This window comes from Agromyces cerinus subsp. cerinus, from assembly GCF_900142065.1.
GTDB lineage: Bacteria > Actinomycetota > Actinomycetes > Actinomycetales > Microbacteriaceae > Agromyces > Agromyces cerinus.
In genome coordinates, this window is sequence record NZ_FSRJ01000001.1 from 416,506 (window position 1) to 442,307 (window position 25,802).

Annotated in this window: 22 protein-coding genes and 1 tRNA gene; 20 read left to right on the forward strand and 3 right to left on the reverse strand. The window is 70.5% G+C overall.

Going from position 1 to position 25,802, the window contains the following annotated elements:
• The first annotated feature begins 138 nt into the window (after positions 1-138).
• The 11 genes from BUR99_RS01820 to serA all read left to right on the forward strand — a co-directional run bounded on the left by BUR99_RS01820 (position 139) and on the right by serA (position 11,488).
• Positions 139-1,389 carry an ABC transporter substrate-binding protein gene (locus BUR99_RS01820; protein WP_074258665.1) on the forward strand — a complete coding sequence of 417 codons (1,251 nt, stop codon included), beginning with the start codon at positions 139-141 and terminating at the stop codon, positions 1,387-1,389.
• A 26-nt stretch (positions 1,390-1,415) separates the two neighbouring features.
• Positions 1,416-2,327, forward strand: coding sequence for a carbohydrate ABC transporter permease (locus BUR99_RS01825; RefSeq protein WP_074258666.1), 912 nt, complete (start codon positions 1,416-1,418; stop codon positions 2,325-2,327).
• The gene (locus BUR99_RS01830) at positions 2,317-3,246 is read left to right on the forward strand and encodes a carbohydrate ABC transporter permease (RefSeq protein WP_084183523.1); all 930 of its coding nucleotides are present in this window, start codon (positions 2,317-2,319) and stop codon (positions 3,244-3,246) included. The genes BUR99_RS01825 and BUR99_RS01830 overlap by 11 nt, the downstream gene beginning before the upstream one ends.
• Positions 3,247-3,299: 53 nt before the next feature.
• The gene (locus BUR99_RS01835) at positions 3,300-4,286 is read left to right on the forward strand and encodes an ROK family protein (RefSeq protein ID WP_084183524.1); all 987 of its coding nucleotides are present in this window, start codon (positions 3,300-3,302) and stop codon (positions 4,284-4,286) included.
• Positions 4,287-4,368: 82 nt separating this feature from the next.
• Positions 4,369-5,901: a M81 family metallopeptidase gene (locus tag BUR99_RS01840; protein ID WP_084183655.1), complete on the forward strand. Its 1,533-nt coding sequence runs from the start codon at positions 4,369-4,371 to the stop codon at positions 5,899-5,901.
• Positions 5,902-5,930: 29 nt separating this feature from the next.
• Complete coding sequence (locus BUR99_RS01845; RefSeq protein ID WP_074258669.1) at positions 5,931-7,277, forward strand: alpha-L-fucosidase; 1,347 nt, start codon at positions 5,931-5,933, stop codon at positions 7,275-7,277.
• The gene (locus BUR99_RS01850; RefSeq protein ID WP_234980710.1) at positions 7,274-8,041 is read left to right on the forward strand and encodes a copper homeostasis protein CutC; all 768 of its coding nucleotides are present in this window, start codon (positions 7,274-7,276) and stop codon (positions 8,039-8,041) included. Before BUR99_RS01845 ends, BUR99_RS01850 begins: the two co-directional genes overlap by 4 nt.
• Positions 8,042-8,095: 54 nt before the next feature.
• Entirely contained in the window at positions 8,096-8,836 is a 741-nt protein-coding gene (locus BUR99_RS01855) for a copper homeostasis protein CutC (RefSeq protein WP_074258670.1), read from the forward strand.
• Between the two features lie 51 nt (positions 8,837-8,887).
• Positions 8,888-9,358: a hypothetical protein gene (locus BUR99_RS01860; RefSeq protein WP_074259416.1), complete on the forward strand. Its 471-nt coding sequence runs from the start codon at positions 8,888-8,890 to the stop codon at positions 9,356-9,358.
• Position 9,359: 1 nt separating this feature from the next.
• Complete coding sequence (locus BUR99_RS01865) at positions 9,360-9,764, forward strand: hypothetical protein (RefSeq protein WP_074258671.1); 405 nt, start codon at positions 9,360-9,362, stop codon at positions 9,762-9,764.
• Between the two features lie 134 nt (positions 9,765-9,898).
• Positions 9,899-11,488 carry a phosphoglycerate dehydrogenase gene (gene serA, locus BUR99_RS01870; protein WP_074259417.1) on the forward strand — a complete coding sequence of 530 codons (1,590 nt, stop codon included), beginning with the start codon at positions 9,899-9,901 and terminating at the stop codon, positions 11,486-11,488.
• A gap of 66 nt (positions 11,489-11,554) precedes the next feature.
• Here serA and BUR99_RS01875 read toward each other — a convergent pair whose 3' ends face one another.
• Positions 11,555-12,118, reverse strand: a complete 564-nt coding sequence (locus tag BUR99_RS01875) for a TetR/AcrR family transcriptional regulator (RefSeq protein WP_074258672.1) — start codon at positions 12,116-12,118, stop codon at positions 11,555-11,557.
• Between the two features lie 104 nt (positions 12,119-12,222).
• On the opposite strand from BUR99_RS01875, the gene BUR99_RS01880 reads away from it, so the two are divergent.
• The 5 genes from BUR99_RS01880 (at position 12,223) to BUR99_RS01900 (ending at position 17,427) form a co-directional block, all read left to right on the forward strand.
• The gene (locus BUR99_RS01880) at positions 12,223-13,800 is read left to right on the forward strand and encodes an MFS transporter (RefSeq protein ID WP_084183526.1); all 1,578 of its coding nucleotides are present in this window, start codon (positions 12,223-12,225) and stop codon (positions 13,798-13,800) included.
• A 77-nt stretch (positions 13,801-13,877) separates the two neighbouring features.
• A complete protein-coding gene (locus BUR99_RS01885) occupies positions 13,878-14,939 on the forward strand; it encodes a 3-isopropylmalate dehydrogenase (RefSeq protein ID WP_074258673.1) in 1,062 nt (353 codons plus the stop codon).
• A gap of 26 nt (positions 14,940-14,965) precedes the next feature.
• Entirely contained in the window at positions 14,966-16,081 is a 1,116-nt protein-coding gene (locus BUR99_RS01890) for a branched-chain amino acid aminotransferase (protein WP_074258674.1), read from the forward strand.
• A complete protein-coding gene (locus BUR99_RS01895) occupies positions 16,078-16,557 on the forward strand; it encodes a GNAT family acetyltransferase (RefSeq protein WP_200802648.1) in 480 nt (159 codons plus the stop codon). Before BUR99_RS01890 ends, BUR99_RS01895 begins: the two co-directional genes overlap by 4 nt.
• Before the next feature lie 96 nt (positions 16,558-16,653).
• The gene (locus tag BUR99_RS01900; RefSeq protein ID WP_074258675.1) at positions 16,654-17,427 is read left to right on the forward strand and encodes a fumarylacetoacetate hydrolase family protein; all 774 of its coding nucleotides are present in this window, start codon (positions 16,654-16,656) and stop codon (positions 17,425-17,427) included.
• A 92-nt stretch (positions 17,428-17,519) separates the two neighbouring features.
• On the opposite strand, the gene BUR99_RS01905 is transcribed toward BUR99_RS01900, so the two are convergent.
• Entirely contained in the window at positions 17,520-18,551 is a 1,032-nt protein-coding gene (locus BUR99_RS01905) for an aminotransferase class V-fold PLP-dependent enzyme (protein ID WP_074258676.1), read from the reverse strand.
• 81 nt (positions 18,552-18,632) lie between these two features.
• On the opposite strand from BUR99_RS01905, the gene BUR99_RS01910 reads away from it, so the two are divergent.
• The 4 genes from BUR99_RS01910 (at position 18,633) to BUR99_RS01925 (ending at position 23,868) form a co-directional block, all read left to right on the forward strand.
• Positions 18,633-19,574, forward strand: coding sequence for a LysR family transcriptional regulator (locus BUR99_RS01910; protein ID WP_074258677.1), 942 nt, complete (start codon positions 18,633-18,635; stop codon positions 19,572-19,574).
• Positions 19,575-19,585: 11 nt separating this feature from the next.
• Positions 19,586-21,100, forward strand: coding sequence for a glutamate--tRNA ligase (gltX, locus tag BUR99_RS01915; RefSeq protein ID WP_074258678.1), 1,515 nt, complete (start codon positions 19,586-19,588; stop codon positions 21,098-21,100).
• A 98-nt stretch (positions 21,101-21,198) separates the two neighbouring features.
• Positions 21,199-21,273 (forward strand) — tRNA-Gln (locus tag BUR99_RS01920).
• 201 nt (positions 21,274-21,474) lie between these two features.
• Positions 21,475-23,868: a transglycosylase domain-containing protein gene (locus tag BUR99_RS01925; RefSeq protein WP_074258679.1), complete on the forward strand. Its 2,394-nt coding sequence runs from the start codon at positions 21,475-21,477 to the stop codon at positions 23,866-23,868.
• Positions 23,869-23,891: 23 nt separating this feature from the next.
• On the opposite strand, the gene BUR99_RS01930 is transcribed toward BUR99_RS01925, so the two are convergent.
• Entirely contained in the window at positions 23,892-25,577 is a 1,686-nt protein-coding gene (locus BUR99_RS01930) for a YhgE/Pip domain-containing protein (protein ID WP_074258680.1), read from the reverse strand.
• Positions 25,578-25,802 lie beyond the last annotated feature (225 nt).

The following is a 25,802-nucleotide window of genomic DNA, read 5'->3' on the forward strand; positions in this document are numbered from 1 at the left end:
GCCAGACATCCGACGAAAGTTGGCGAAGTTTGCCCTGTCTGGCATGATGACTTTACGCACAAGGTTGACAAAGTTCATTCGACGGTCGAAAAAACTTGGCCAGCTCATGTGTCCTGATGCCTGAGGAGGCGACATTCAATGAAGAAGATCCACGTCGGCGCGATGGCGGTCGCGACCGCCGCCGCACTCGTGATGACGGGTTGCAGCACCGGAGGCGCCGAGGCGTCGTCCGACACCATCGTCATCGACATGTGGGCGGGCAGCCAGTCCGACACCGACGCGCTGAACGCGCAGCTCGCGATCGCGCAGGAGCAGAACCCCGACCTGAAGATCGAACTCCGCACGGCACCGTGGGGCGACTTCTTCACGAAGCTCACGACGAACACGGCCTCGGGCAACATGGCCTGTGTCACCGGAATGAACTCGGGCATGCTCTCGAGCTACACCGCAGGGTTCGCCGAGCTCACCGACGCCGACCTGAAGACCGCCGGGCTCGACCCGGCCGACTTCGCGCCGGGCAGCGAGGAGATCCTCTCGAACAAGGGCACCATGTACGGCCTGCCCTTCGACATCGCGACGATGCTCGTCTACTACAACCAGGACATGCTCGACGCCGCCGGCGCCGCAGTCCCGCAGCCCGGCTGGACCTTCGACGAGTTCGAGGCGACCGCGAAGGCCGCCACCACCGACGGCAAGTACGGCTTCGCCGTCGGCATGGGCGACTTCCAGTGGCAGGCGCTGCCGATCGCCAAGTCGGGCACGCAGCCCGTCGAGACCGACGGCACGCTCGACCTCACCAACCCCGACTTCGTCGATGCGGCCACCTGGTACTCGGGCCTCGTCACCGACGAGAAGGTCGCGGCGCCCGTCGCATCGGCATCGGACGCGGGTTGGGGCGAGACCCAGTACTCGGGCGGCAACGCCGCCATGGCCGTCGACGGAACCTGGAACGCGGTCACCTACCTCGACAACGACTCCGGCTTCAACGCGGGCATGACCACGCTGCCCACCGGTGACAACGGCTCGCTCGGCCTGATCCTCGGCTCGGGCTTCGGCATCGCGAAGGACTGCGAGAACAAGGAAGACGCCCTCAAGGTGCTCGGCTCGCTCCTCAGCGCCGACGCGCAGGACTACATCGCCTCATCGGGTCGCAGCTACCCGGCGCGCGTGTCGTCGCAGCCGCTCTACTTCGAGTCGATCGACGAGCAGCACCGCGACCAGGTCGAGGCCGTCTTCACGAAGGCGTTCGAGCAGGTCGAAGGCCAGAAGGTCAGCGACAACTGGTCGAAGGTCGGCACGTACATCCAGCCGCAGCTGGTGAGCGTCTACAACGGCCAGGAATCCATGTCGAACGTGCTCGAGTCCGCTCAGCAGCAGTTCGGCGAATAAGCACCACCGGCAAGGACCCTCTCGAGATGTCGAACACCAAGCAGATACCTCGTCGAGGGACGCTCGCCAGAGCTGAATCCCGTCAGGCGCTGGGCTTCGTCAGCCCAGCCCTGGCGGGCCTCGCCCTGTTCACGGTCGTCCCCGTCGTCCTGTCCATCGTCATGGGCTTCTTCAACTGGCCCACGTTCGGCGAGAAGACGTTCGTCGGGCTCGACAACTACGTCAAGCTCTTCACCCAGAGCCCCGACTTCTGGCCGGCGCTGCGCAACACCTTCGTCTTCGCCCTGCTCTACGTGCCGATCAGCGTCGGGCTGTCGCTGCTCCTCGCGATCTCGCTGAGCGCCCGCATCCGCGGTCGCGGCATGCTGCGGGTGCTCTTCTTCATCCCCGTCGTGACCCCGATGGTCGCGAACGTGCTCGTGTGGAAGATGATGCTGCAGCCGCAGGGCCTCTTCAACGGCCTCTCCCAGACCTGGTTCGGGGTCGAGCTGCCGAACTTCCTCGCCGACCCGCAGTGGGCGATGATCATGGTCGTCATGATGTCGGTCTGGCAGGGCCTCGGCTACAACATGCTGATCTTCTCGGCAGCGCTCGAGCAGCTGCCCGAGTCGGTCGTCGAGGCGGCGCGCATCGACGGCGCCCGCGGCTTCCGCATGCTCTGGAGCGTGACGCTCCCGATGATCTCGCCGTCGCTGTTCTTCGCGAGCATCATGACCATGATCACGGCGCTGCAGGTCTTCGTGCAGCCGCAGCTGCTCACCGGCGGCGGTCCGGGCAACGCGACCCAGCCGCTCGTGCAGTTCATCTACAACCAGGGCTTCAAGTTCCAGGAGCTGGGCCTCGCCGCAGCGGCCGCCTGGATCCTCTTCGCCATCATCATCATCCTGACCGCGCTGCAGTTCCGCGCGCAGAAGAAGTGGGTGCACTATGAGCATTGACACGCTCCCGGCCGCGACCGCGGTGTTCGATGCGGAGGCGGATGCTCCCGCAGAGCCCGACGAGCGAGCGGGCGGTCGCGAACCGCTCACGAAACGCGGCCGCGTTCGACTCGTCTTCGCCCACATCGCCGTCTACGTCGCCGCCGCGATCTTCGTCTCGCCGATCGTCTACGCCTTCTTCTCGGCGCTGAAGCCCAACTCCGAGATGTTCTCGATGCCGCCGACCCTCATCGGGTCGGAGATGCGCTGGTCGAACTTCGCGGACGTCTTCGCGTACGGCCCCTTCCTCACCTACATCGGCAACTCGTTCTTCGTCTCGATCACCGGCACGCTCGTCGTGCTCGCCGTGTCGACGACGGCCGGGTACGCGTTCGGGCGCCTCCGCTGGAAGGGCCGCGACGCCGTCTTCGTGCTCTTCCTCGCGACGCTGATGGTGCCGCAGGAGGTGCTCGTCATCCCGATGTTCCAGGTGATGCAGTGGTTCGGTTGGGTCGACACGTACCAGTCGCTCATCCTGCCCTTCGCGTTCACCGCGTTCGGCACCTTCCTCATGCGCCAGTTCTTCCGCGGCATCCCGTTCGAACTCGAGGAGGCGGCGCGCGTCGACGGGGCGGGCCCCATCCGCTCGTTCCTGCAGATCATCCTGCCGCTCGCGAAGTCGGCCGTCGCCGTGCTCTCGGTCTTCACGTTCCTCTCCTTCTGGAACAGCTACCTCTGGCCGCTCATCGTCACGGTCGACTACGCCGCCCACGGCACCCTGCCCGTCGGTCTCGCATCGTTCTCGGGACTCCAGGGCACGCGCTGGGACCTCCAGATGGCCGCGGCGATCATCTCGATGGTGCCGACCACGGTGCTCGTGATCGTGCTGCAGAAGCACCTCGTGAAGGGCATCGCGATGGCCGGCCTGGGTGGCCGATAGTGGCGGACGGCTCGTCCCGCTCCGCCGAACTCCGCACTGAATCAGGAACCGCCATGTCTTCCCACCACGTGGTCGCCGGTCTCGACATCGGCGGCACCAAGATCTCGGCGGTGCTCTGCGACCGTTCGGGAGACGTTCTCGCGGCAGGCGTCGTTCCGGCGCCGGCTCGGGAGGGCGGTGCCGCGATGACGGCGGCCGCCGCTGCACTCGTCCGCTCGCTGGAGCAGAGCTCCGGGCTCACCGCGGTCGCCGCCGGCGTCGGCGCCGCGGGCGTCATCGACCAGGCCAGCGGCACGGTGCGCGCGGCATCCGAGTCGTTCACCGACTGGGTCGGCTACGCCATCGGACCGGAGCTGTCGACGGCGCTCGGCGTGCCGGTCTCGGCCGAGAACGACGTGAACGCGTTCCTGATGGGCGAGCTCCGCTGGGGCTCGGTCGCCGGCTCGGAGCATGCCATCGGCATCACGCTCGGCACGGGCGTGGGCGGCGCGATCGCAATGGACGGCCGCATCATGGGCGGCCCGCACGGCGCGGCCGGCGAGATCGGCCACACGCCCGGCTACAGCGACCTCGTGTGCACCTGCGGGCAGGTCGGCCATCTCGAGACGCTCGCCTCCGGACGCTCGATCGAGGCCCGCTACGCCGAACGGGTCGGCGCAGTCGGCACCCCGGGGTTCGAGATCGCCGAGCTCGCACGAGTCGGCGACGCCGACGCCACGGCGGTCTTCGACGCCGCGGGCCACGCGCTCGGCCTGGCGATCGCCACCGCCGCGAACCTCCTCGACGTCGTCAACGTCGTCGTCGGCGGGGGAGTGCGCGAGGCGTGGGACGTGCTCGAGCCCTCGCTGTCCAGGACCCTCGCGCAGAACGAGCCGGTCTCGGGCATCGCCCTCACCGTGCACCCGGCGCTGCTCGGCGGTCGCGCCGTCGCACTCGGTGCCGCGGCGCTCGCCTGGCCGCTCGCCGACGATCCGGCCGCGATCGTCTTCGACACCGAAGCGGATGCCGCACCGGCATCGCCCGTCGGCATGACGGCGTGAGCCGAGACCGATGCAGAACACCACCGAGGAGCAGAACGTGAACGACGCAGCGACCACCGCGCCGGAGGCATCCGAGATCTGGATGGGGCCGCTCGGCGCCGTGGAACCGGGCGGACTCGCTCGGCCCCGCATCGGCATCGCCGGCATCTCGATCGAGTCGAGCACCTTCTCGCCGCACCTGAGCGGCGACGAGGCGTTCACCGTCCGCGAGGGCGGCGCGCTGATGGCCTACTACCCGTTCCTCTCCGAAGGATCGGAGCTGCGCGGTGCTGCCGAATGGGTGCCGCTGACCCACGGCCGCTCGCTGCCGGGCGGCGCGGTCGCCCCCGAGACGTACGAGCGGATGAAGCGTGCGATCATCGCCGGCATCCGCGCCCAGGGGCCGTTCGACGGCTTCTTCTTCGACATCCACGGCGCGATGAGCGTCGTCGGCATGGTCGACGCCGAGGCCGACCTGGCCCGTGCGGTGCGCGCCGAGCTCGGCGACGCCACGCTCGTCTCGACGTCGATGGACCTGCACGGCAACGTCTCGCGCGAGCTGCTCGACGCGGTCGACCTCATCACCTGCTACCGCATGGCTCCCCATGAGGACGTGTGGAACACCAAGGAGCGGGCGGTGTTCAACCTGCTCACCCGCCTGCGTTCCTCCGTCGGCGCCGACGTGCTCGAGCGCCGCCCGTACAAGGCCTGGCTGCAGGTGCCCGTGCTGCTGCCCGGCGAGAAGACGAGCACCCGTCTCGAGCCCGCGCGCGGCATCTACGCCGAGGTCCCGGTGGCCGAGCACACGGCGGGCGTCGTCGATGCCGCCGTGTGGGTCGGGTACGCCTGGGCCGACGAGCCCCGCTGCCAGGCCGCCGTCGTCGTCACCGGCGACGACCGGCAGGTCATCGCCGCCGAGGCCGAGCGGCTCGCCCGCGCCTACTGGGACGCCCGCGACGACTTCGAGTTCGTCGCCGACGCCCTGCCGCTGGCCGAGTCGATCGACGCCGCGCTCGCCGCGACCGACGAACGGCCGTACCTGATCTCCGACTCGGGCGACAACCCCACCGCCGGCGGCGCCGGCGACGTCTCGTGGACCCTCGGGCAACTGCTCGACCGGCCGGAGTTCGCAGGCGGCGACCTCACCGTCATCCACGCGTCGATCTTCGACCCGGCCGCCGTCGAGGTCGCCAGGAAGGCCGGCGTGGGCGGAGAGATCGCCGTGCTCGTCGGTGGTCGCGTCGACGGCGGGCCGTCGGGCCCGGTGCCGATCGCGGGAACCGTGTTCTCCATCACCGACGGCGACGCGGACGCCGGGACGCAGGTCGTCATCAAGGCCGGCGGCGTGCACGCGATCATCACCGAGCGGCGCAAGCCCTTCCACCACCTCGCCGACTTCACGATGCTCGGGCTCGACCCGCACGCGGCCGACATCGTCGTCGTGAAGATCGGCTACCTCGAGCCCGAGCTCTACGAACTCGCGCAGGGCTGGAAGCTCGCGCTGACTCCCGGCGGCGTCGACCAGGACCTGCTGCGTCTCGGACACCGTCGCCTCGCGCCCGGGGTCTTCCCCTTCGAGACGGATGCCCCTGAGCCCGCGCTCGTCGCCCTCGTGACCCGTCGACCGACCCGCTGACACCCGCTGACACCCCGAACAGGAACGACATGCTGAACTTCGAGACCCGCATCGGCCCCGACTTCGGTGCCGACGCCCCCGTCTATCCGGCCGCAGGCGTGCCCGAGTGGTACCGCGACGCGAAGCTGGGCTTCTTCGTGCACTGGGGCCTCTACTCGGTGCCGGCGTGGGGAACCCCGCACGACGGCCGCGGCGTGCCCACCGAGGACGCGTACGCGCACCACCAGTACGCCGAGTGGTACGGCAACACCGTGCGTATCGCGGGCAGCCCGACGTGGCAGCGCCACCAGGACGTCTACGGCACCGGCACGAGCTACGAGGACCTCGCCGACCGTTGGGACGCCTCGACCTTCGACGCCGATGCGTTCGTCGGCTCGCTCGTCTCGGCGGGCGCCCGGTACGTGATCCCCACCACGAAGCACCACGAGGGCTTCTGCCTGTGGGACACCGAGACGACGGCCTTCAACGCCGCACGCCGCGGACCCCGCCGCGACCTCATCCGCGAGTTCCACGACGCCACGCGCGCCGCGGGTGCGAAGTTCGGCGTCTACTTCTCGGGTGCGCTCGACTGGCACGTCAGCGACTTCCCGCCGATCGAGTCGGACACCGACCTCTTCCGCTACCGCCGGAACGACGAGCGCTTCTCGCGCTACTCGGCCGCGCAGCTGGAGGAGCTGGTCGAACGGTTCAGCCCCGACATCCTCTGGAACGACATCGACTGGCCCGACGGCGGCAAGGGCCGTGACGAGTTCGCGGTCGCGGCGCTCCTCGAGCGCTACCTCGAGCGCGTGCCGTCGGGGGTCGTCAACGACCGCTGGGGCGTGCCGTACCACGGGTTCCTGACGCGCGAGTACACGCACGTCGAGGACATCGTCGAGTCGCCGTGGGAGTCCACGCGCGGTCTCGGGTTCTCGTTCGGCTACAACGAGGCCGAGGGCCCGGAGCACTCGCTGTCGGGCGACGCGCTCGTGCGTCTGCTCGTCGACGTGGTCTCGAAGAACGGCAACCTGCTCATCAACGTCGGACCCCGTGCCGACGGCTCGATCCCCGAGCTCCAGGCAGCGAGCATGAGCGCGATGGGCCGCTGGCTCGAGGTCAACGGCGACGCCGTCTACGGCACGCGCCCGTGGCTCCGCGCCGGCGACCGCATCGGCGCGCCCGCCTCGTACACGGCGAACGGCGGCGACGTCTTCGTGCACGCGATCGATCCGGCCGCCGGCGAGCTCCGCCTGCCGTCCGAGCTCGCGGGTGCCGGGCGCGTGACCTGGCTGGGCGCGGGCGATGCCGCCGTCGAGTCGTCGAGCGCCGGGGCAACCGTGTCGATCCCCGAAGCGCTGCGTGGCGAGCCGATCGCCGTCGCCCGCGTGACGCCGTGAACGCTCGACCGGTCGTGACCGTGCCCGCCGTCGAGATCGCGGTGCAGGACGCCGGCGGCACCGCGGTCGCGATCGCCGCCGGCGCCGATCGCGTCGAGCTGTGCAGCGCCCTCGTCACCGGCGGCCTCACACCGTCGATCGGCACCGTGCTCGAGTCGGTCGAGGCCGCGCGCGGCCTCGGTGCCGACCATGCCGTGCACGTGCTCGTGCGCTCGCGCGCCGGTGGATTCGTCTACGACGCCCGCGAGGTGTCGGCGATGGTCCGCGACATCCGCGCCCTGCGCTCGACCGGGATCGCCGGTGTCGTGATCGGGGCGATGCGCCCAGACGGCACCGTCGACGAACCCGTCGTCGCCCGGTTGATCGAGGCGGCCGACGGACTGCACACGACCTTCCACCGCGCGATCGACACCGTCGCGCGACCGAGCGGGCTGATCGACACGCTCGCGCAGCTCGGCATCTCGCGCGTGCTGACCTCGGGTGCCGCACGTCGCAGCATCGACGGGGTCGACGAGCTCGCCGCGATGCAGGCGGCCGCCGGCGGCCGCCTCGAGGTCATGGCCGGGGGCGGCGTCGCCGCGGTCGACATCCCCGCGCTGCTCGACCTCGGACTCGCCGCCGTGCACCTGTCGGCTCGGCGCTCGGTGATCGATCCCGCGCCGAGCGGTCCGGGCGGCGGCGCCGAGACGGTCGACCGCACCGACGTCCAGCTCGTGCGCGGCGCGGTCGCCGCGCGATCGGCGTGGTGCGCGACGCAGTCGTGAGTCGCCGGCGCCCGGCGAACGGGGAGCGCCCGGCGAACGGGTAGCGTGTCGGGAATGCCACGAACACTGCCGGTCGAGATCGCCGTCCAGGATGTCGCGGGGGTGCGCGTCGCCCTCGCCGCGGGCGCCGCGCGCGTCGAGCTCTGCCAGGCGCTCGGCCTCGGCGGGCTCACGCCGTCCGCCGGTCTCATCGAGGCCGCGGCGGGCACCGCACGCGAGTGCGGGGTGCCGGCGTTCGTGCACGTGCTCGTGCGGCCCCGCGGCGGCGGGTTCGTCTACGACGCCGACGAGCTCGACACGATCGTCCGGGACATCCGCGCCGCTGCGACCGCCGGTGCCGACGGCGTCGTCGTCGGCGCACTCACCGACGCGGGCGACGTCGACCTCGAGGCCGTGCGGCGATTCGTCGACGCCGCGGCCGGCCTCGACGTCACGGTGCACCGCGCCGTCGACGCGAGCTCCGACCCGCTCGGCTCGGTCGCCGCGCTGCACGCACTCGGCGTGCGCAGGGTGCTCACCTCGGGCGGATCACCCGACTGCCGCGCCGGCCTCGCGACGCTCGCGCGCATGGCCGCGGACTCGGGTCCGCTCGAGATCATGGCGGGCGGCGGGGTGCGCATCGACGACATCCCCGCACTCGCAGCCGCCGGAATCGACGCCGTGCACCTCTCGGCGCGAGGCACCGCGACCCGCGGGGGAGCGAGCGGCCCCGGCGGCGGCGTCGACGGATTCGACATGACGGATGCCGCCCTCGTCGCTGCGGCTGTCGAGGCCGCCGGCTCCGTTCGACGCTGACCGGGTGCCGCGACCGCCTGGCGCCCCTCGGCGATCGCTAATGTGGTGCTCATGACCCGCGACACCGACGACGACGACGCGCTCCGTTGGGAGGGCGACGACGACCAGACGCTCGCGCCCGGCTGGAAGACCGTCGGCGCGCCCGCACCTGCGGAACCCGGGCCCGTCGCGGCGGACCCCACCGACGAGCGCGACGTCGCGGCATCCGTCGACGAAGCCGACACGACGGATGCCCCGGCGCAGACCGGCTCGGCCGAACTCGTCGTGCTCGGAGTGCTGGGCGGCGTCTACCTGCTCTATGCGATCGGGTGGCTGGTCTCGGCGCTCGGCGCCGCGCCGCTCTTCGCCGACCCCGTCGCGCAGTTCATGTACGAGCTCGGCAGCTGGTTCGCCGTGCTCGCGGCGCCCCTGTGGTTCGGCGCGGTGCTGTGGCTCGCGTCGGGCAACCGGCGCGCGCGGCTCATCTGGCTGATCGCCGGCGCCGTGCTGCTCGTTCCCGTTCCGTTCCTGCTGCGAGGTTGAGATGACCGAGGCATCCGTACCCACCGGGCCCACTCCCACCGGGCCGACCGCGGCGGGCGTCGACCGGACGCCGGTCCGTTCGGCGACGCCGCTCTGGCTGGCGATCACGATCGCCGTGGTCTTCGGCGTCTTCTACGCCTACGACGTCTGGGAGGCCGTCGGCAACCTCGTCGGGTTGAACATCACGGCGAACGAGCTCGGCGTCGCGATCACCGGTGGCGGGTGGGCGCTGCTCGTGGTCGGCATCGCGGTGCCGCTCCTCGTGTTCGGCACGGCGTTCTGGCTCGGCCGGCATCGCGCTCCGCTCGCGCAGGTCGTGCTCTTCCTCGCGGGCTTCGCGCTCGTGCAGGTGCTCGCCGCCGATGTCTCCGCGTTCTTCGAGCTCGGCGGTCTCGACCTCTCCTGATGCACGCGGCGTCACACAACGGGCGCGGAATGCGCGCTCCAGTAGAGTGAACGGGTAGGCGCCCCGAAGGCGTGTGGCGCATCCCACCGCAAGTCGCAGTGTCGTGCGCGCGCATCACCCCGAAGGAATCGTTCGTGTCAAAGCCGGTCGTGCTGATCGCCGAAGAACTCTCGCCCGCCACCGTCGAGGCCCTCGGTCCCGACTTCGACGTCAGATCCGTCGACGGCACCGACCGGCCCGCGCTGCTCGCAGCCCTGGCCGATGCCGACGCCATCCTCGTGCGTTCCGCGACCAAGGTCGACGCGGAGGCGATCGCCGCCGCGCCGAAGCTGAAGGTCGTCGCCCGTGCCGGCGTCGGCCTCGACAACGTCGACATCAAGGCCGCCACCGCGGCCGGCGTCATGGTCGTGAACGCGCCGACGTCGAACATCATCTCTGCCGCTGAGCTGACCGTCGGCCACATCCTGAGCCTCGCCCGTCACATCCCTGCGGCGCACTCCGCGCTCGCGCAGGGGGAGTGGAAGCGTTCGGCCTACACCGGCGTCGAGCTCTACGAGAAGACGATCGGCATCATCGGCCTCGGCCGCATCGGCGCGCTCATCGCCGCTCGCCTGCAGGCGTTCGGCACCAACGTGATCGCCTACGACCCGTACATCACCGCTGCGCGCGCGCAGCAGCTCGGCGTGCAGACCGTGAGCCTCGACGAACTGCTCGAGCAGAGCGACTTCATCACGATCCACATGCCGAAGACGCCCGAGACGACCGGCATGATCGGCACCGAGCAGTTCGCCCGCATGAAGCCGACCGCCTTCATCGTGAACGTCGCACGCGGCGGGCTCATCGATGAGGACGCACTGCACGACGCGCTCGTCAACCGCACGATCGCTGGTGCGGCCGTCGACGTCTTCGTCTCCGAGCCGCCGCGCGATTCGCCGCTCCTCGGCCTGCCGAACATCGTCGTGACGCCGCACCTCGGCGCCTCGACCGACGAGGCTCAAGAGAAGGCGGGCGTCTCGGTCGCGAAGTCGGTGCGGCTCGCCCTCGCCGGCGAGCTCGTGCCCGACGCGGTCAACGTCGCAGGCGGGGTCATCGACCCGTACGTGCGCCCCGGCATCCCGCTCGTCGAGAAGCTCGGCCAGCTCTTCGCCGGCATCGCCAACGGCCCGCTCACGAGCCTCGACGTCGAGGTGCGCGGCGAGCTCGTCGACTACGACGTGAGCGCCCTGAAGCTCGCGGCCCTGAAGGGCGTCTTCACCAACGTCGTCAGCGAGACCGTCTCGTACGTGAACGCGCCGCTGCTCGCCGAGCAGCGCGGCCTCGACGTGCGCCTCATCACGGCGGCGGAGTCGCCCGAGTACCGCAACGTGATCTCGCTGACGGGTGCGCTCGCCGACGGCCGCCAGGTCTCGGTCTCGGGCACGCTCACCGGTCCGAAGCAGATCGAGAAGCTCGTGGCCGTCAACGGCTTCGAGCTCGAGGTGCCGATCGCGACGACCCACATCGTCATGGAGTACGCCGACCGCCCCGGCATCGTCGCGGTCTACGGCCGCGAGTTCGGCGAGGCCGGCATCAACATCGCCGGCATGCAGATCGCACGCCACGAGGCGGGCGGGCAGGCGCTCAGCGTGCTGACCGTCGACTCCCCGGTGCCCGCCGACGTGCTCGAGCGCGTGCGCGAGGCGATCGACGCGAGCCTCTTCGTCGAGGTCGACATCACCGAGTAGCGCGTTCCGAACGACCGGATGCCCCGGCGTGCCGCTGCCTGCAGCGCGCGCCGGGGCATCCGTCGTCTAGCTGCCGGTCTGCGCGATGCGCTCGAGCAGGGCGACGAGCGCGTCCATCTGCGCCGGTCCGATGTCGTCCGTCTCGAGCGTCGACGCGTCGACCTCGGCGCGCAGCGCCGAGTGGTAGTAGAGGCCGTCGCCGATGAGCGTGATCGCGAGGGCGAGCGCGGGGTCGTCGATGTGCCGCCCCATCTCCTCGAGCCAGCGCGAGCGCACGGCGTCGATCGCGGCGGCGGCCTGACGGTCGCCGCCCTGCGCGAGCCGCACCGTGGCGACGAAGCTGTGGTCGATCGCCGACTCGACGTCGACCGATGAGCGCACGAAGTACGAGATCGGTCCGTCGGGTGCCGAATGGATGCGGGCGACGTCCTCGTCGACGAGGCGGTGCAGGCGCTCGATGAGGCCGGCGATGAGCGCGTGCCGCGAACCGAAGTGGTAGAGCAGGCCGCCCTTCGAGACTCCGGCCGCTCGTGCGGTGGCATCGAGCGTGGCGTGCCGCTCGCCGTCGGCGATGATGATGCGCTCGAACGCGTCGAGCACGGCTTCTCGGGCGGCGGGCGGGCGACTCATGATCTCAGTCTGGCTGATCGGGGGAGGACTGACGACGCTTCGGGCATGTCTGTTACTATACCAACTGGACGGTACAGTAACCGCCTGAGACGAACGAGCCTGAGATGACAGACACCAACCAGACCGCACTGCACACGAACGAGACGACCGCTGCACCGGCTCCCGATACGCCGACCGCTCGCGCGCCCCGGCGCGCCTGGTTCGCGCTCGCGGTGCTCATGCTGCCCGTGCTGCTCGTCTCGGTCGACAACACGGTGCTGAGCTTCGCGCTGCCCGCGATCTCGCTCGACCTCGCGCCGACCGCCGCCCAGCAGCTCTGGATCATCGACGCCTACCCGCTCGTGCTCGCCGGACTCCTCGTCGCGATGGGCAGTGCGGGCGACCGCTACGGCCGCCGCCGAATGCTGCTCATCGGATCGGTCGGCTTCGCCGTGCTCTCGGTCGTCGCCGCGTTCGCGCCGACCGCGGAGGCGCTCATCGCCTCGCGTGCCGCGCTCGGCTTCTTCGGCGCGATGCTCATGCCCTCGACCCTGTCGCTGCTGCGCACCGTCTTCGTCGAGCGCGAGCAGCGCCGCCTCGCGATCGCGATCTGGGCCTCCGGCTTCGCCGCCGGCAGCGCCCTCGGCCCACTCGTCGGCGGCGTGCTGATCGAGCACTTCCACTGGGGGTCGGTGTTCCTGCTCGCCGTGCCCGTGCTGGTGCCGCTTCTGATCCTCGTGCCGCTCCTCATCCCCGAGAGCCGCGACCCCGCGCCCGGACGCATCGACATCCCGAGCACCCTGCTCTCGCTCGCCGCGATGGTGCCGGTCGTGTTCGGCATCAAGTCGCTCGCCACCGAGGGGCTCGCGGGCTTCGGCATCCAGGCGATCGTCTTCGGCCTGTTCTGCGGAATCTGGTTCGTGCGCCGTCAGTTGAAGAGCCGCTCGCCGATGCTCGACGTGCGGCTGTTCCGACAGGGCTCGTTCGGCGGCGCCGTGCTCGTGAACCTCTTCAGCGTCATCGCGCTGGTCGGCTTCCTCTACTTCGTGTCGCAGCACCTCCAGCTCATCGCCGGGCTGAGTCCGGTCGCAGCGGGACTCGCGCTGCTGCCGGGACTCGTCGCGATGATCATCGCGGGTCTCGCCGTCGTGCCGATCGCCCGGCGCGTGCGACCGCGGGTGCTCGTGCCGGTCGCGCTGCTGCTGTCGGCCGGCGGCTACGCCGTCATCGCGTGCTTCGCGACCGCCGACTCGATCGCGCCCGTCGTCATCGCCTTCATGATGCTCGGCGTCGGCATCGGCGCGGCGGAGACCGTCTCGAACGAGCTCATCCTCTCGAGCGCACCGCCCGAGAAGGCGGGCGCCGCCTCCGCCGTCTCCGAGACCGCGTACGAGCTCGGCGCCGTCCTGGGCACCGCCGTGCTGGGCTCGATCCTCGCCGCCCACTACAGCGCCGCGATCGTGCTGCCCAACGGGCTGACCGCCGCGCAGGCCGCCACCGCGAGCGAGACGCTCGCCGGCGCCGCAACGGTCGCCGAACAGCTGCCCACTGCGATCGGCGATCAGCTCGCGGCATCCGCGGCCCTGGCGTTCGATGAGGGCGTCGTGATCACCTCGCTCATCGGCGTCGCACTCATGGTCGCCGCCGCCGTGGTGGCAGTGCTGGCCCTTCGCAACCCGAAGGGCGCGGCCGCACACGAGTGAGTGACTGCGTCGTCGCGCGGGTGTCACGTGCGCGCGCGGCCAGTACGCTGGAAGGGCTGGCGCACGAAGGAGCATTCATGGTGGACACGGTCAAGCTCGCGGTCATTCCCGGTGACGGGATCGGCCCTGAAGTCGTCGGGCAGGCGCTGAAGGCGCTCGCTGCGGCAACCGAGGGGTCGGGGGTCGCGTTCGAGCAGACCGAGTTCTCCCTGGGCGCCGCCCGCTACCTCGCGACCGGCGACGTGCTGACCGACGACGACCTCGCGGCGATCAAGGGCCACGACGCGATCCTGCTCGGGGCGGTCGGCGGCGTGCCCGGCGACCCGCGTCTGGCGGGTGCGAACATCGAGCGCGGCCTGCTGCTGAAGCTCCGCTTCGAGCTCGACCACTACGTGAACCTCCGCCCGTCGGTGCTCTACCCCGGCGTCGCGAGTCCGCTCGCAGCCCCTGGCGACATCGACTTCGTCGTCGTGCGCGAGGGCACCGAGGGCCCGTATGTCGGCAACGGCGGCGCGATCCGCGTCGGCACTCCGGCCGAGGTCGCCAACGAGGTCTCGGTCAACACCGCCTACGGTGTCGAGCGCGTCGTGCGCTACGCGTTCGCCGCGGCATCCGCTCGCCCTCGCAAGAAGCTCACGCTCGTGCACAAGACCAACGTGCTCGTCTTCGCCGGCTCGCTGTGGAAGCGCACGGTCGACGCCGTGGCGGCCGAGTTCCCCGATGTCGCGGTCGATTACCTGCACGTCGACGCGGCGACGATCTTCCTGGTCACCGACCCCGCGCGCTTCGACGTCATCGTCACCGACAACCTCTTCGGCGACATCCTCACCGACCTCGCCGGCGCCATCAGCGGCGGCATCGGCCTCGCGGCGTCGGGCAACATCAACCCCGACGGCCGGTTCCCGAGCATGTTCGAGCCGGTGCACGGCTCGGCACCCGACATCGCCGGCCAGGGCATCGCCGACCCGACCGCCGCGATCCTCTCCGTGGCCCTCCTCCTCGACCACCTCGGCCGGGCCGAGGCCGCGCAGAAGGTGCAGCGGGCGGTCGTCGCCGACATCGCCGAACGCGGCGACTCCCGGCGCACGACCTCCGAGGTCGGCGACGCCATCGCCGCACGCATCGGCGCACTCGACTGATCCCAGCGCATCGAAGGACGAAACTCATGACGATCAACCTCCCGCTCCAGGCCCCGTCGGCAGCCGGTCTCATCTGGCAGGTCATCCGCAACGGCGAGGCGAAGACGCCCGCCGAACGCGAGGCGGTGCTCGCCGACCCCGGCTTCGGCAATCACTTCACCGACCACATGGTCGACATCTGCTGGTCGGAGAAGGGCGGCTGGCACCGCCCGCGCGTCTCGCCCTACGGCCCGATCTCGCTCGATCCCGCCGCCGCGGTGCTGCACTACGCGCAGGAGATCTTCGAGGGCATGAAGGCCTACCGTCACGCCGACGGCTCGATCCACACCTTCCGGCCGTTCGAGAACGCCGCCCGCATGCAGCGCTCGGCCCGTCGCATGGCGCTGCCCGAGCTGCCGAGCGACATCTTCATCGAGTCGCTCAAGCAGATCATCGCCGTCGACGCGGACTGGGTGCCGAGCGCGCCCGAGACGAGCCTCTACCTGCGGCCGTTCATGTTCGCGAAAGAGGCGTTCCTCGGAGTGCGTCCCGCGAAGAAGGTCGCCTACTACGTGATCGCGAGCCCGGCGGGAGCCTACTTCCCCGGCGGCGTCGAGCCCGTCAGCATCTGGCTCTCCACCGACTACGCCCGTGCAGGCAAGGGCGGCACCGGAGCGGCCAAGACCGGCGGCAACTACGCGTCGAGCCTGCTGCCGCAGGCCGAGGCATACGAGAAGGGATGCCAGCAGGTCGCCTTCCTCGACGACGCCGGCAACCTCGAAGAGCTCGGCGGCATGAACATCGTGCTCGTCAAGCGCGACGGCACGCTCGTCACTCCCGAGTCGCCCTCGATCCTCGAGGGCATCACGCGCGACTCGATCCTGCAGCTCGCGACCGATCGCGGCCACGCGGTCGAGCGACGCGCCATCTCGCTCGACGAGTGGCGCAGCGGTGCCGACTCCGGCGAGATCGTCGGCGCCTTCGCCTGCGGCACCGCCGCGGTCGTCGTGCCCATCGGGCGTCTGCTCGGCACCGACTTCGAGATCGTGCACACGGGAGCCGGGGCATCCGAGCTGGCGCTCTCGCTGCGCCGGGAGCTCACCGACATCCAGTACGGCCGCGTCGAAGACCGCCACGGATGGCTCACCCGTCTCGACGCATGACCGGCGGCCCGGCTGACGGCGGCATCCGCATCCGCCCGTTCGACGTCGCCGACACCGAGCCGGTCGTCGCCCTGTGGCGTTCGGCAGGCCTCGTCGTGCCGTGGAACGACCCGTATCGCGACATCGAGCGCAAGCTCACCGTGCAGCCCGAGCTCTTCCTGGTGGGGGAGTCCGACGGCGCCGTCGTGGCGACGGCGATGGTCGGCTACGACGGCCATCGGGGCTGGGTCAACTACCTCGCGGTCGACCTCGACCGGCGCGGCGAGCGACTCGGGGCGCTGCTCATGGCGGAGGCCGAGCGGCTCCTCGCCGAACGCGGCTGCCCGAAGCTGAACCTGCAGGTCCGGTCGACGAACGCCGGCGTGATCGCGTTCTACCGCAGCCTCGGCTACCAGGCCGACGACGTCACGAGCCTCGGCAAGCGACTCATCCCGGATGCCCCCGCCGAGGCCGTTCCGACCGGGTCGCGTCGCTGAGTCGCAGGACGTTTCGCACGACACGCCGCCCCGGTGCGGCGTGTCCCGAGGGCGGTCCTGCGACTCGGCGCGCGGGCCCGTGGGTAGGCTGAACGCATGAAGATCGCGCGTTTCAGCCACGACGACACCATCGCATTCGGCATCGTCGACGAAGAGGAGCACGAGCTCGTCGTGCTGAAGGCCGACCCCATGTTCGCGGGCTACGAGCCCACCGGCGAGCGCGTCAAGCTCACCGATGCGAAGCTGCTCGCACCGGTGATCCCTCGCTCGAAGGTCGTCGCGGTCGGCAAGAACTACCGCGACCACGCCGAGGAGATGGGCGGCGAGGCGCCGGCCGAGCCGTTGCTGTTCCTGAAGCCGAACACCTCGGTGGTCGGCCCCGGCGACGCGATCGTGCTGCCGAAGCAGAGCGAGCGGGTCGAGCACGAGGGTGAGCTCGCGGTCATCATCGGGCGCATCGCGAAGAACGTCTCCGAAGACGACGCGGAAGACTACATCTTCGGCTACACGATCGCGAACGACGTCACGGCCCGCGACCTGCAGCAGCGCGACGGCCAATGGGCCCGCGCAAAGGGCTTCGACTCGTTCTGCCCGCTCGGACCAGTGATCGACACCCACGTCGACTTCGAGACCGCCACGATCGAGACGAGCGTGAACGGCGAGCGCCGCCAGACGGGCAACCTCTCCGACATGGTGCACTCGGTCGCGTCGATCATCGCCTACGCGTCGAGCGTGTTCACCCTGCTGCCCGGCGACGTCATCCTCACGGGCACGCCCGCCGGCGTCGGGCCGATCGCCGACGGCGACACGGTCGAGGTCGACATCACCGGGCTCGGCACGCTGTCGAACCCGGTGCGCTCGGCGAACTGACGCGACCCGCCGTCACGTGACGCGAATCGACGCGGAGAGGCGCGCTGAACAGCGATCCGCGTCACTTCGCGAGCGAGGCGCCGGACGCGCGATCAGCGACCGAGAGCGGATGCCGCGAGGTCGACGTCCTCGTCGTCGTTCCACACGTGGAAGGCGACGCGGGCCCGACCGGCGCGCCCTGACGCGGTGATGCCGGCGGCGCCGAGCGCGGCCAGCGCGCTGCCGTCGAGGTCGGGCCACGCCACGATCGCGCTGTCGGACGGGGCCAGGTCGAGCCGCGCGCGGAACGCGTTCGCGAGCCCGACGTCGTGCCGGCGCACCTCTGCCATGTCGAGCGATGCGGCGAGCTCGAGGGCCGCCTCCGCTCCCGCCCAGGCCTGCCAGGCGGGGGAGACGTCGAAGCGCTGCGCGCCCGCGGCGAGGTGCAGCTCGGGGCCGTAGCACGAGGCCCACGGGTCGTCGCCCGAGTACCAGCCGGCCGCGTGCGGCGTCAGCTCGTCGACCGCTCGGGTCGAGAAGGCGGCGAAGGCGGCCCCGCGAGGCGCCGACAGCCACTTGTACGCGTGGCAGATCACGACGTCGGCGTCGATCGCATCGGTCGGCATCCAGCCGGTGGCCTGGGTCGTGTCGACGAGCGTCAGCGCGCCGGCGGCACGTGCCGCTGCGGCGACGGATGCCGCGTCGGCGACCTCACCCGTCGCCGACTGCACGAGCGAGTAGGAGACGAGCCAGGTCGAGTCGCTCACCGCGCCCGCGAGCTCGGCCAGCGGCACGTGGCGCACACGCAGGTCGCCTCGGGCCAGGAACGGGCCGATCACCGACGAGAAGTCGCCGTCGACGCACACGATCTCGGCGCCGGCAGGTGCCGAGGCGGCCACGAACCCGGCGAAGACCGAGACCTGCGAGCCGGTGGCGATCTCGCTCGGCGCGCGGCCGAGCAGCGTTGCCGCGTGACCCCGGGCGCGGTCGTGGATCCTCCCGTACTCGACGCCGCACGCCGTGCCCGCCGACCAGGACTCGAGGTCGCGTCGTACGGCGTCGCGAGTGACGTCGGCCGGCAGGCCCATGGTGCAGGCGGCGAGGTAGCCGCGTCCTGCGGCGTACCGCTCGCGAGTGTGGTGCATGGATCCAGTCTCAGCGAGTCTGATTCATTCGACAAGGCCCGGCGAATGATCACACACATGCGCTGAGGTTATGATTCAGACATGTCGGATGCCTCGATCGACGCCCTCGCCGCAGCCCTCGACCTGCAGACCGTGCGCGTCGTGCACCAGATCGCCGAGCACGGCTCGCTCACCGCGGCCGCCGAGTGGCTCGGCTACAGCCAACCCGCCGTGAGCCAGCAGTTGCGCCGGTTCGAGGATCGCACCGGCATCGCGCTCGTGGAGCGAGTGGGTCGCGGCATCCGGCTGACGGAGTCGGGCCGGGTGCTCGCGCGCCATGCGCAGGACGTCGCCACGGCGCTCGAGGCGGCGGCCGGAGAGCTCGCCGAACTCCGTGGGCTCCGTGCCGGACGTGTGCGGCTCGTGGCCTTCCCGTCCGCCTCGGCGACGCTCGTGCCGCGGCTCATCGCGGCGCTCGCCGCCGCCCACCCCGGCATCGACGTCACCTACGTCGAGGCCGAGCCGCCCGAGGCGGTGCGGGCCGTGCGCGCCGACCAGGCCGACCTCGCGATCACGTTCAGCTACCCGGGCGATCGCGACGACCCGCACCAGGCGAGCGCGCGCGGACTCGATGTGCGCGTGTACGGCGACGAGCCGATGCGGCTCGTGCTGCCCGCCGGTCATGCCGCCGCGGCATCCGACTTCGTCGATCTCGGCATGCTGCGCGACGAGCCGTGGATCGCCGGCTGCCCCAGGTGTCGCGGGCACCTGCTGGAGCTCGCGGACGCCGCTGGGTTCGTGCCGCGCATCGCCTTCGAGACCGACAACTTCGTGGCCGTCGAGGGCATGGTCGCGCAGGGGCTCGGGGTGGCGCTGCTGCCGGCACTCGCGCTCGCCGCATCGCCGAGGCACGAGAACGTGGTGGCCAGGCCGACCGCGCGCGCCGACGTGCGCTCGCTGCACCTCGTGACCGCGCGCGGCGCCGAGCGGGTGCCCGCCGTCGGTGCGGCGATCGCCGCGCTCGAATCCCTCGCCGCTCGGTAGCATTGAGGCGTATGTCTGAGACAGCTCACCCCACGACCACGGCCACCGGTGGCGACATCCGTGTGCGCTTCTGCCCATCGCCGACCGGCACGCCGCACGTCGGCCTCGTGCGCACCGCCCTGTTCAACTGGGCCTACGCGCGCCACACCGGCGGCACCTTCGTGTTCCGCATCGAAGACACCGACGCCGCCCGCGACAGCGAGGAGAGCTACGCGCAGATCCTCGACGCACTCACGTGGCTCGGCCTCACGTGGGACGAGGGCATCGACGTCGGCGGCCCGCACGGCCCCTACCGGCAGTCGCAGCGCGGTGAGATCTACCTCGAGGTCGTCGAGCGGCTGAAGGCCTCGGGTCACCTCTACGAGTCGTTCTCGACGGCCGAGGAGATCGATGCTCGCAACGAGGCGAACGGTCGTCCGAAGCAGCTCGGATACGACAACTTCGACCGCGACCTCACCGAGGAGCAGAAGGCGGCGTTCCGCGCCGAGGGCCGCGCGCCCGCCCTGCGCCTCCGCGTGCCCGAGGTCGACCTCGGCTTCGACGACCTCGTGCGCGGCCGCATCGACTTCCCGGTGGGGTCGACGATCGACTTCGTCGTCGTGCGCCCCAACGGCGCGCCGCTCTACACCTTCGTGAACCCGGTCGACGACGCGCTCATGGGCATCACCGACGTGCTCCGCGGCGAAGACCTGCTCTCGTCGACGCCGCGTCAGATCGCGCTCTACCACGCGCTCATCGACATCGGCGTGACCTCGTTCGTGCCGCGCTTCGGCCACCTGCCCTACGTCATGGGCGAGGGCAACAAGAAGCTCTCCAAGCGCGATCCCGAGTCGAACCTGTTCCACCACCGCGACCGCGGGTTCATCCCCGAGGGCCTCATCAACTACCTCGCGCTCCTCGGCTGGGGATTCTCGGCGGATCGCGACGTGTTCTCGCGCGACGAGCTCATCGCCGCGTTCGACGTCGCGAACGTGAACCCGAACCCAGCCCGGTTCGACCTGAAGAAGGCCGAGGCGATCAACGGCGACCACATCCGTCAGCTCGACGTCGCCGACTTCGCCGCGCGCACCGTGCCGTACCTGCAGGCGGCCGGTGCCGTCTCCATCCCGATCACGCCGGGTGAAGAGGCAGTGCTCGCCGAGGGGGCACCGCTCGTCCAGGAGCGCATCGCCCTGCTGGGCGAGGCTCCCGGCATGCTCGGCTTCCTGTTCACAGATGCCGCGGGCCTCGAGTTCGACGAGGCCGCGGTCGCCGCGCTCACGGCCGATGCCCCCGCGGTGCTCGCTGCGGCGCGCGAGGCGCTCGACCGGCTGCCCGCCGGGGAGTGGACGCACGAGCAGATCGAGGAGGCGCTGCGAGCGGCCCTCGTCGACGGCCTCGCGCTGAAGCCGCGCGTCGCCTTCGGAGCGGTGCGCACGGCGATCTCCGGCCGTCGCATCTCCCCGCCGCTCTTCGAGTCCATGCAGATCCTCGGCAAGCTCGACTCGATCGAGCGCATCGACCGTCTGACGGCGCTGCTCGCCTGACGCGCGCGGGCGCCCGCCGGGTGAGCGCTGCTCAGTTTGGCGGGCGTCGCGCCGTAGGCTAGAGTTACATGTCGGCGCGGGACTTCGGTTTCAGCCATTGGGGTATGGTGTAATTGGCAACACGGCGGTTTCTGGTACCGTTGTTCTTGGTTCGAGTCCAGGTACCCCAGCCAGAATTGTGAGAAGAAGGCCCGGTCATCCGGGCCTTTTTCGTTTTCCGGGACAGACGGTTCCCGAAGACCGGCATGTGGGCTGGACTTCCGAGGTGCGCTGCGATTCCATTGAGTGTGTCGGCACAGATCGAGTCTCCCTACTGGCTCGAACGCGATCGCGAGACGCCGCAGGGGATTGGGTGAGCCATGGGTTCTGGGAACATGCGGAATCGTGACTTCCAGGAGACGCGAACGCCGCTCGGCGTCATCGGCGGCTTCGTGGGACTCATCGCGGCGAGCGTCGGTGCCGCCATGCTCGTCGTCGCCGGAGTGACGCCCGCGATCGCGACCGTGGGCATCGCGGCATCCGGAAGCATCGGCATGTTCGAGAACCTTCCGGGATACCTCGAGATCGACGAACTCTCGGAGAAGAGCAACATCTACGCGACTGCTCCCGACGGTTCCGCGCAGTTGCTGGCGTCGTTCTACGACCAGAATCGCGTCGAGGTCGGCTGGGACGCGATCAACCAATATGCGAAGGATGCCGCGATCGCCGGTGAGGACCCCCGGTTCTACGACCACGGCGGCGTCGACCTGCAGGGCACCATCCGAGCGGCGATGACGACCGCCACCGGGCGCGACACGCAGGGCGGCTCGTCGATCGCGCAGCAGTACGTCAAGAACGTCCGCGTGCAGGAATGCGAAGCGGACGCCCACATCACCGCCGTCGAGGACCTCACCGAGGAAGAGGTGGAGGCGCTCACCTACGAGGACCGCGCGCTCCTCGTCGACGCCGAGAAGACCAAATGCTACGAGTCGGCCACGGAGTCCGACGGCAGTGCGGGAATCGAGCGCAAGCTGAAGGAGATGCGCCTCGCGATCGGCGTCGAGAAGCGGTATTCGAAGAGCGAGATCCTGCTCGGCTACCTGAACATCGCAGGCTTCGGAGGCACCGTCTACGGCATCGAGGCCGCGGCGAACTACTACTTCTCGACGAGCGCGGCGAACCTCACACTCGCCCAGGCGGCGTCGCTGCTCGCGATCGTCAACAACCCGGTCGAGTTCCAACTCGACAAGCCCGAGAGCGAGACGAACGGCGCGGCGAACGGCTACGCGCGCAACAAGGATCGTCGCGATTACATCCTCTTCCACATGCGCGATGAGCAGAAGATCACGCAGGAGGAGTACGACACGGCGATGGCCACGCCCGTCGAGCCGGTCATCAAGGAGCCGAGCACCGGGTGCCAGACCGCCGGGGTGTCGGCGTACTTCTGCGACTACGTGAAGCACGTGCTGCAGACGGATCCGACGTTCGGCGAAGACGAGGAGACGCGCATGCGCAACTTCCGTCGCGGCGGCTACGACGTGTACACCACCCTCGATCTCGACCTGCAGAACGCCGCGGCGAACGCGATCGCCCAGCACGTTCCGCAGACGTACCCCGGGTGGGACGTCGGCGGCGTGATCTCGAGCGTCGAGGTGGGCACCGGACGCGTGCTCGCGATGGCGCAGAACAAGGTGTACAGCCAGGACCCGAAGGTGCTCGACTCCGGCCCCCAGTTCGAGAGCATCAACTACAACACCGACTACACGCAGGGCGGTTCGAGCGGATTCCAGCCGGGGTCGACCTACAAGGTGTTCACGCTCGCGCAGTGGCTGAACGAGGGCCACGCGTTGACCGAGCGCGTTGACTCCCGTCCGAAGTCCAACTGGGGCGCGTTCGCCGACAGCTGTCTCGGCGGTGTGGTCGCCGATGCCGGATGGAATCCCAAGAACGACTCGAACGAATCCGGCGCGAACTACACGGCGCTCCAGTCGACGATCGGCTCGATCAACACCGGCTTCCTCGGCATGGCCAAGAAGCTCGATCTCTGCGGCATCCGCAAGACCGCCGAGGCGTTCGGCATGCACCGCGCCGACGGCGATCCGCTGGTGCAGGGTCCTTCGTCGGTGCTCGGCACGAACGAGGTCGCGCCGCTCAGTCTCGCCGTGGCGTTCGCCGGCATCGCGAACAACGGCGTCGCCTGCACGCCCGTCGCGATCGACAAGATCGTCGATCGCAACGGCAACGAGGTTCCGGTTCCGGCATCGAAGTGCACGCCCGCGGTCTCACCCCAGGTCGCTGCGGCGATGCACTACGCGATGCAGCTCGTGATGACGAGCGGAACGGCGACCGAGTCGAACCGGAACGTGGAGCCGCATGTGCCGCTGATCGGCAAGACCGGCACGACCGACGGCAACAAGGACACCTGGATGGCCGGTGCCAGCTCCAAGGTGGCGACGGTCGCCGGCGTCGTGAGTCTCTACGGCGATGCCAACCAGCGAGGGATCGACTTCGACACCGGCACGGCTGCGACCGCCCGCCACCGCATGTGGCCGATGGTGATGTCGGTGGCGGCCGCGAAGTACGGCGGTTCCGAGTTCACCGTCGCTCCGCCCGGAACTCCGGTCGCGCCGCGAGCGGACCGGAGCACCGAGGTGCAGGGCGACACCGGCGAGGAGATCGGCGACGATCAGGCTCCCGAAGACCAGGCTCCCGACGACCAGGCGCCTGACGACCAGGCTCCCGGTGATCGTGGAAATGGCCCCGGTCGCCGAGACGACCGAGGCCACTGACCCGCTCACGCCGGTCGCATCGCTCAGGCGGTGACCGACTCCCGTCGGGCGAACCGCACGCGGTGGGTGATCCACACGGCGATCGCCGCCGCGCCGAGCCCGAGCGCGACGAGCAGCCACGGCATCACGCTCGAGAGGGCGACACCCGCAGCGCCGTTCGCGAGAGTCGCACTGCCCTCGGCGACGAGCGCGTTGCCGTCGCTCAACTCCGCGGTGCCGTCGGCGAGATCCCCTGCACCGGTCGAGAGGGTCGCGGCGCCGTCGGCGAGGGTTCCCGTGCCGTCGGCCAGATCCGATGCGCCGCGCTGCAGGGTTCCCGCGCCGGCGGCCAGGTTCGCCGCACCCGTGCCGAGGGCGCCCGCGCCCGCCGAGAGGTCGTTGGCGCCGACGAGGAGGCGGTCGGCGCCCGACGACAGGCTCGTCGCTCCGGTCGCGACCTTCTGGGTGCCGGCGACGAGTTCGTCGACCTTCTGATCGAGCTCCGCGGTGCCCGCGTTCAACCGGGCGCTGCCTGCGACGAGGTCGCCGGTCTTGGCGAACAGCTCGGCCGTGCCGCCGGCGAGCAGGCTGCTGCCGGCCGCGAGCACGAGGGTCTTGTCGGCGAGCGTCTTCGAGCCTGCGGTGAGCGGTGCGATCTTCTCGCCGAGCGTCGAGGCGCCGGTCGCGAGGTCGTCCGTACCGGTGGAGAGCTTCGTCGCGCCGTCGGCGAGTTTGGCGACGCCGCCGCCGAGTGCGGTCGCACCGGCCTCGAGGTTTGCAGCGCCGGTGGCGAGCCCGTTCGCGCCGCCTGCGACGGCGGTCGCGCCATTCGACGCCTGCTCGGCCCCGGCCTGCAGTTGGTCGAGCGCCCCGAGCACCGAGTCGGGTGCGCCCGATGCTGCGAGCTGGCCGCGAAGCGCGGCGATCCCGTCGGCGAGCGACGTGTTCGCTCCGGCCAGCTTCTGGGCCCCGATGGACAGCTCGCCCGCGCCGATGGCGAGGCTGGAGGCGCCGGTCTTCAGGGAGTCGACCCCGGCGCCGACCTGGCCGATTCCGGCTTCGACGACGTCGGTGCCCTTCTGCACCGCGACTGCACCTGCGGCAAGGGCTCCGACGCCCGCGTCGACCGCGAGCACACCGTCGCGGATCGTCGCGGCTCCGCCGGCGATGCCGCGTGCGCCCTGGCTGAGCGTCGAGGACTTGGTGGCGATCTCCCCGTTCGCCGCCGCCACGAGCGACACGCCATTGCGCACGTCGGTCGCACCGGCAGCGGCACGCGTGATGCCGTCCGACAGCTTCACGGAGCCCGCTGAGGCCTTGTCGGCGCCCGCTGCGAGTTCGGCGGCGCCGGTCGCGCTGGTCGCCGCTCCCTCGGCCAACGTCACGGCACCGGTCGCGGCCTTCGCCGCACCGAGTCGGAGGCGTTCGGCGCCCTGGGCTGCCGAGATCGCCCCGGCCGAGAGCTTCTCGGCGCCCGCGGCGGCGTCCGCAGCACCCTCGCTCAGGTCGACGGACCCTGCCGAGAGGTCGCCGGCGCCCGCCGCCACCTGCTCCGAGCCGTCGCTGACCTCGGTCGCGCCCGCCGCGAGCTCGGCGGAGCCGCCCGCGATCTTGTTCGTCGTCAGCAGGAACAGGGTCGTCATCGTTGCGAGCGCGAGCGCGAGCACGATGACGGCGATCTTCAGACCGGCGCCGTGCTGGTGCTCGGAGGCGGATTCGATTCTCGACATTGAGACTCCAGGTGTGCGGGCGCGCGACAGTGCGCGCCGAGATGGGGGTGCAGGATTCGCGACCGGTGCCGTGGCCGCCGCCGTCGCTCGGGGAGGGTGGGCCGAGCGCGTGAGGCGCGGGGCGCTCGCCTCCGACGACGCCGACATCGGCATCGCGGGGGAGCGGAGCGACCCCGAAGTGACATGAACGTATCAGCGGCTGAGGTTTCGTCAACGTACACCCCA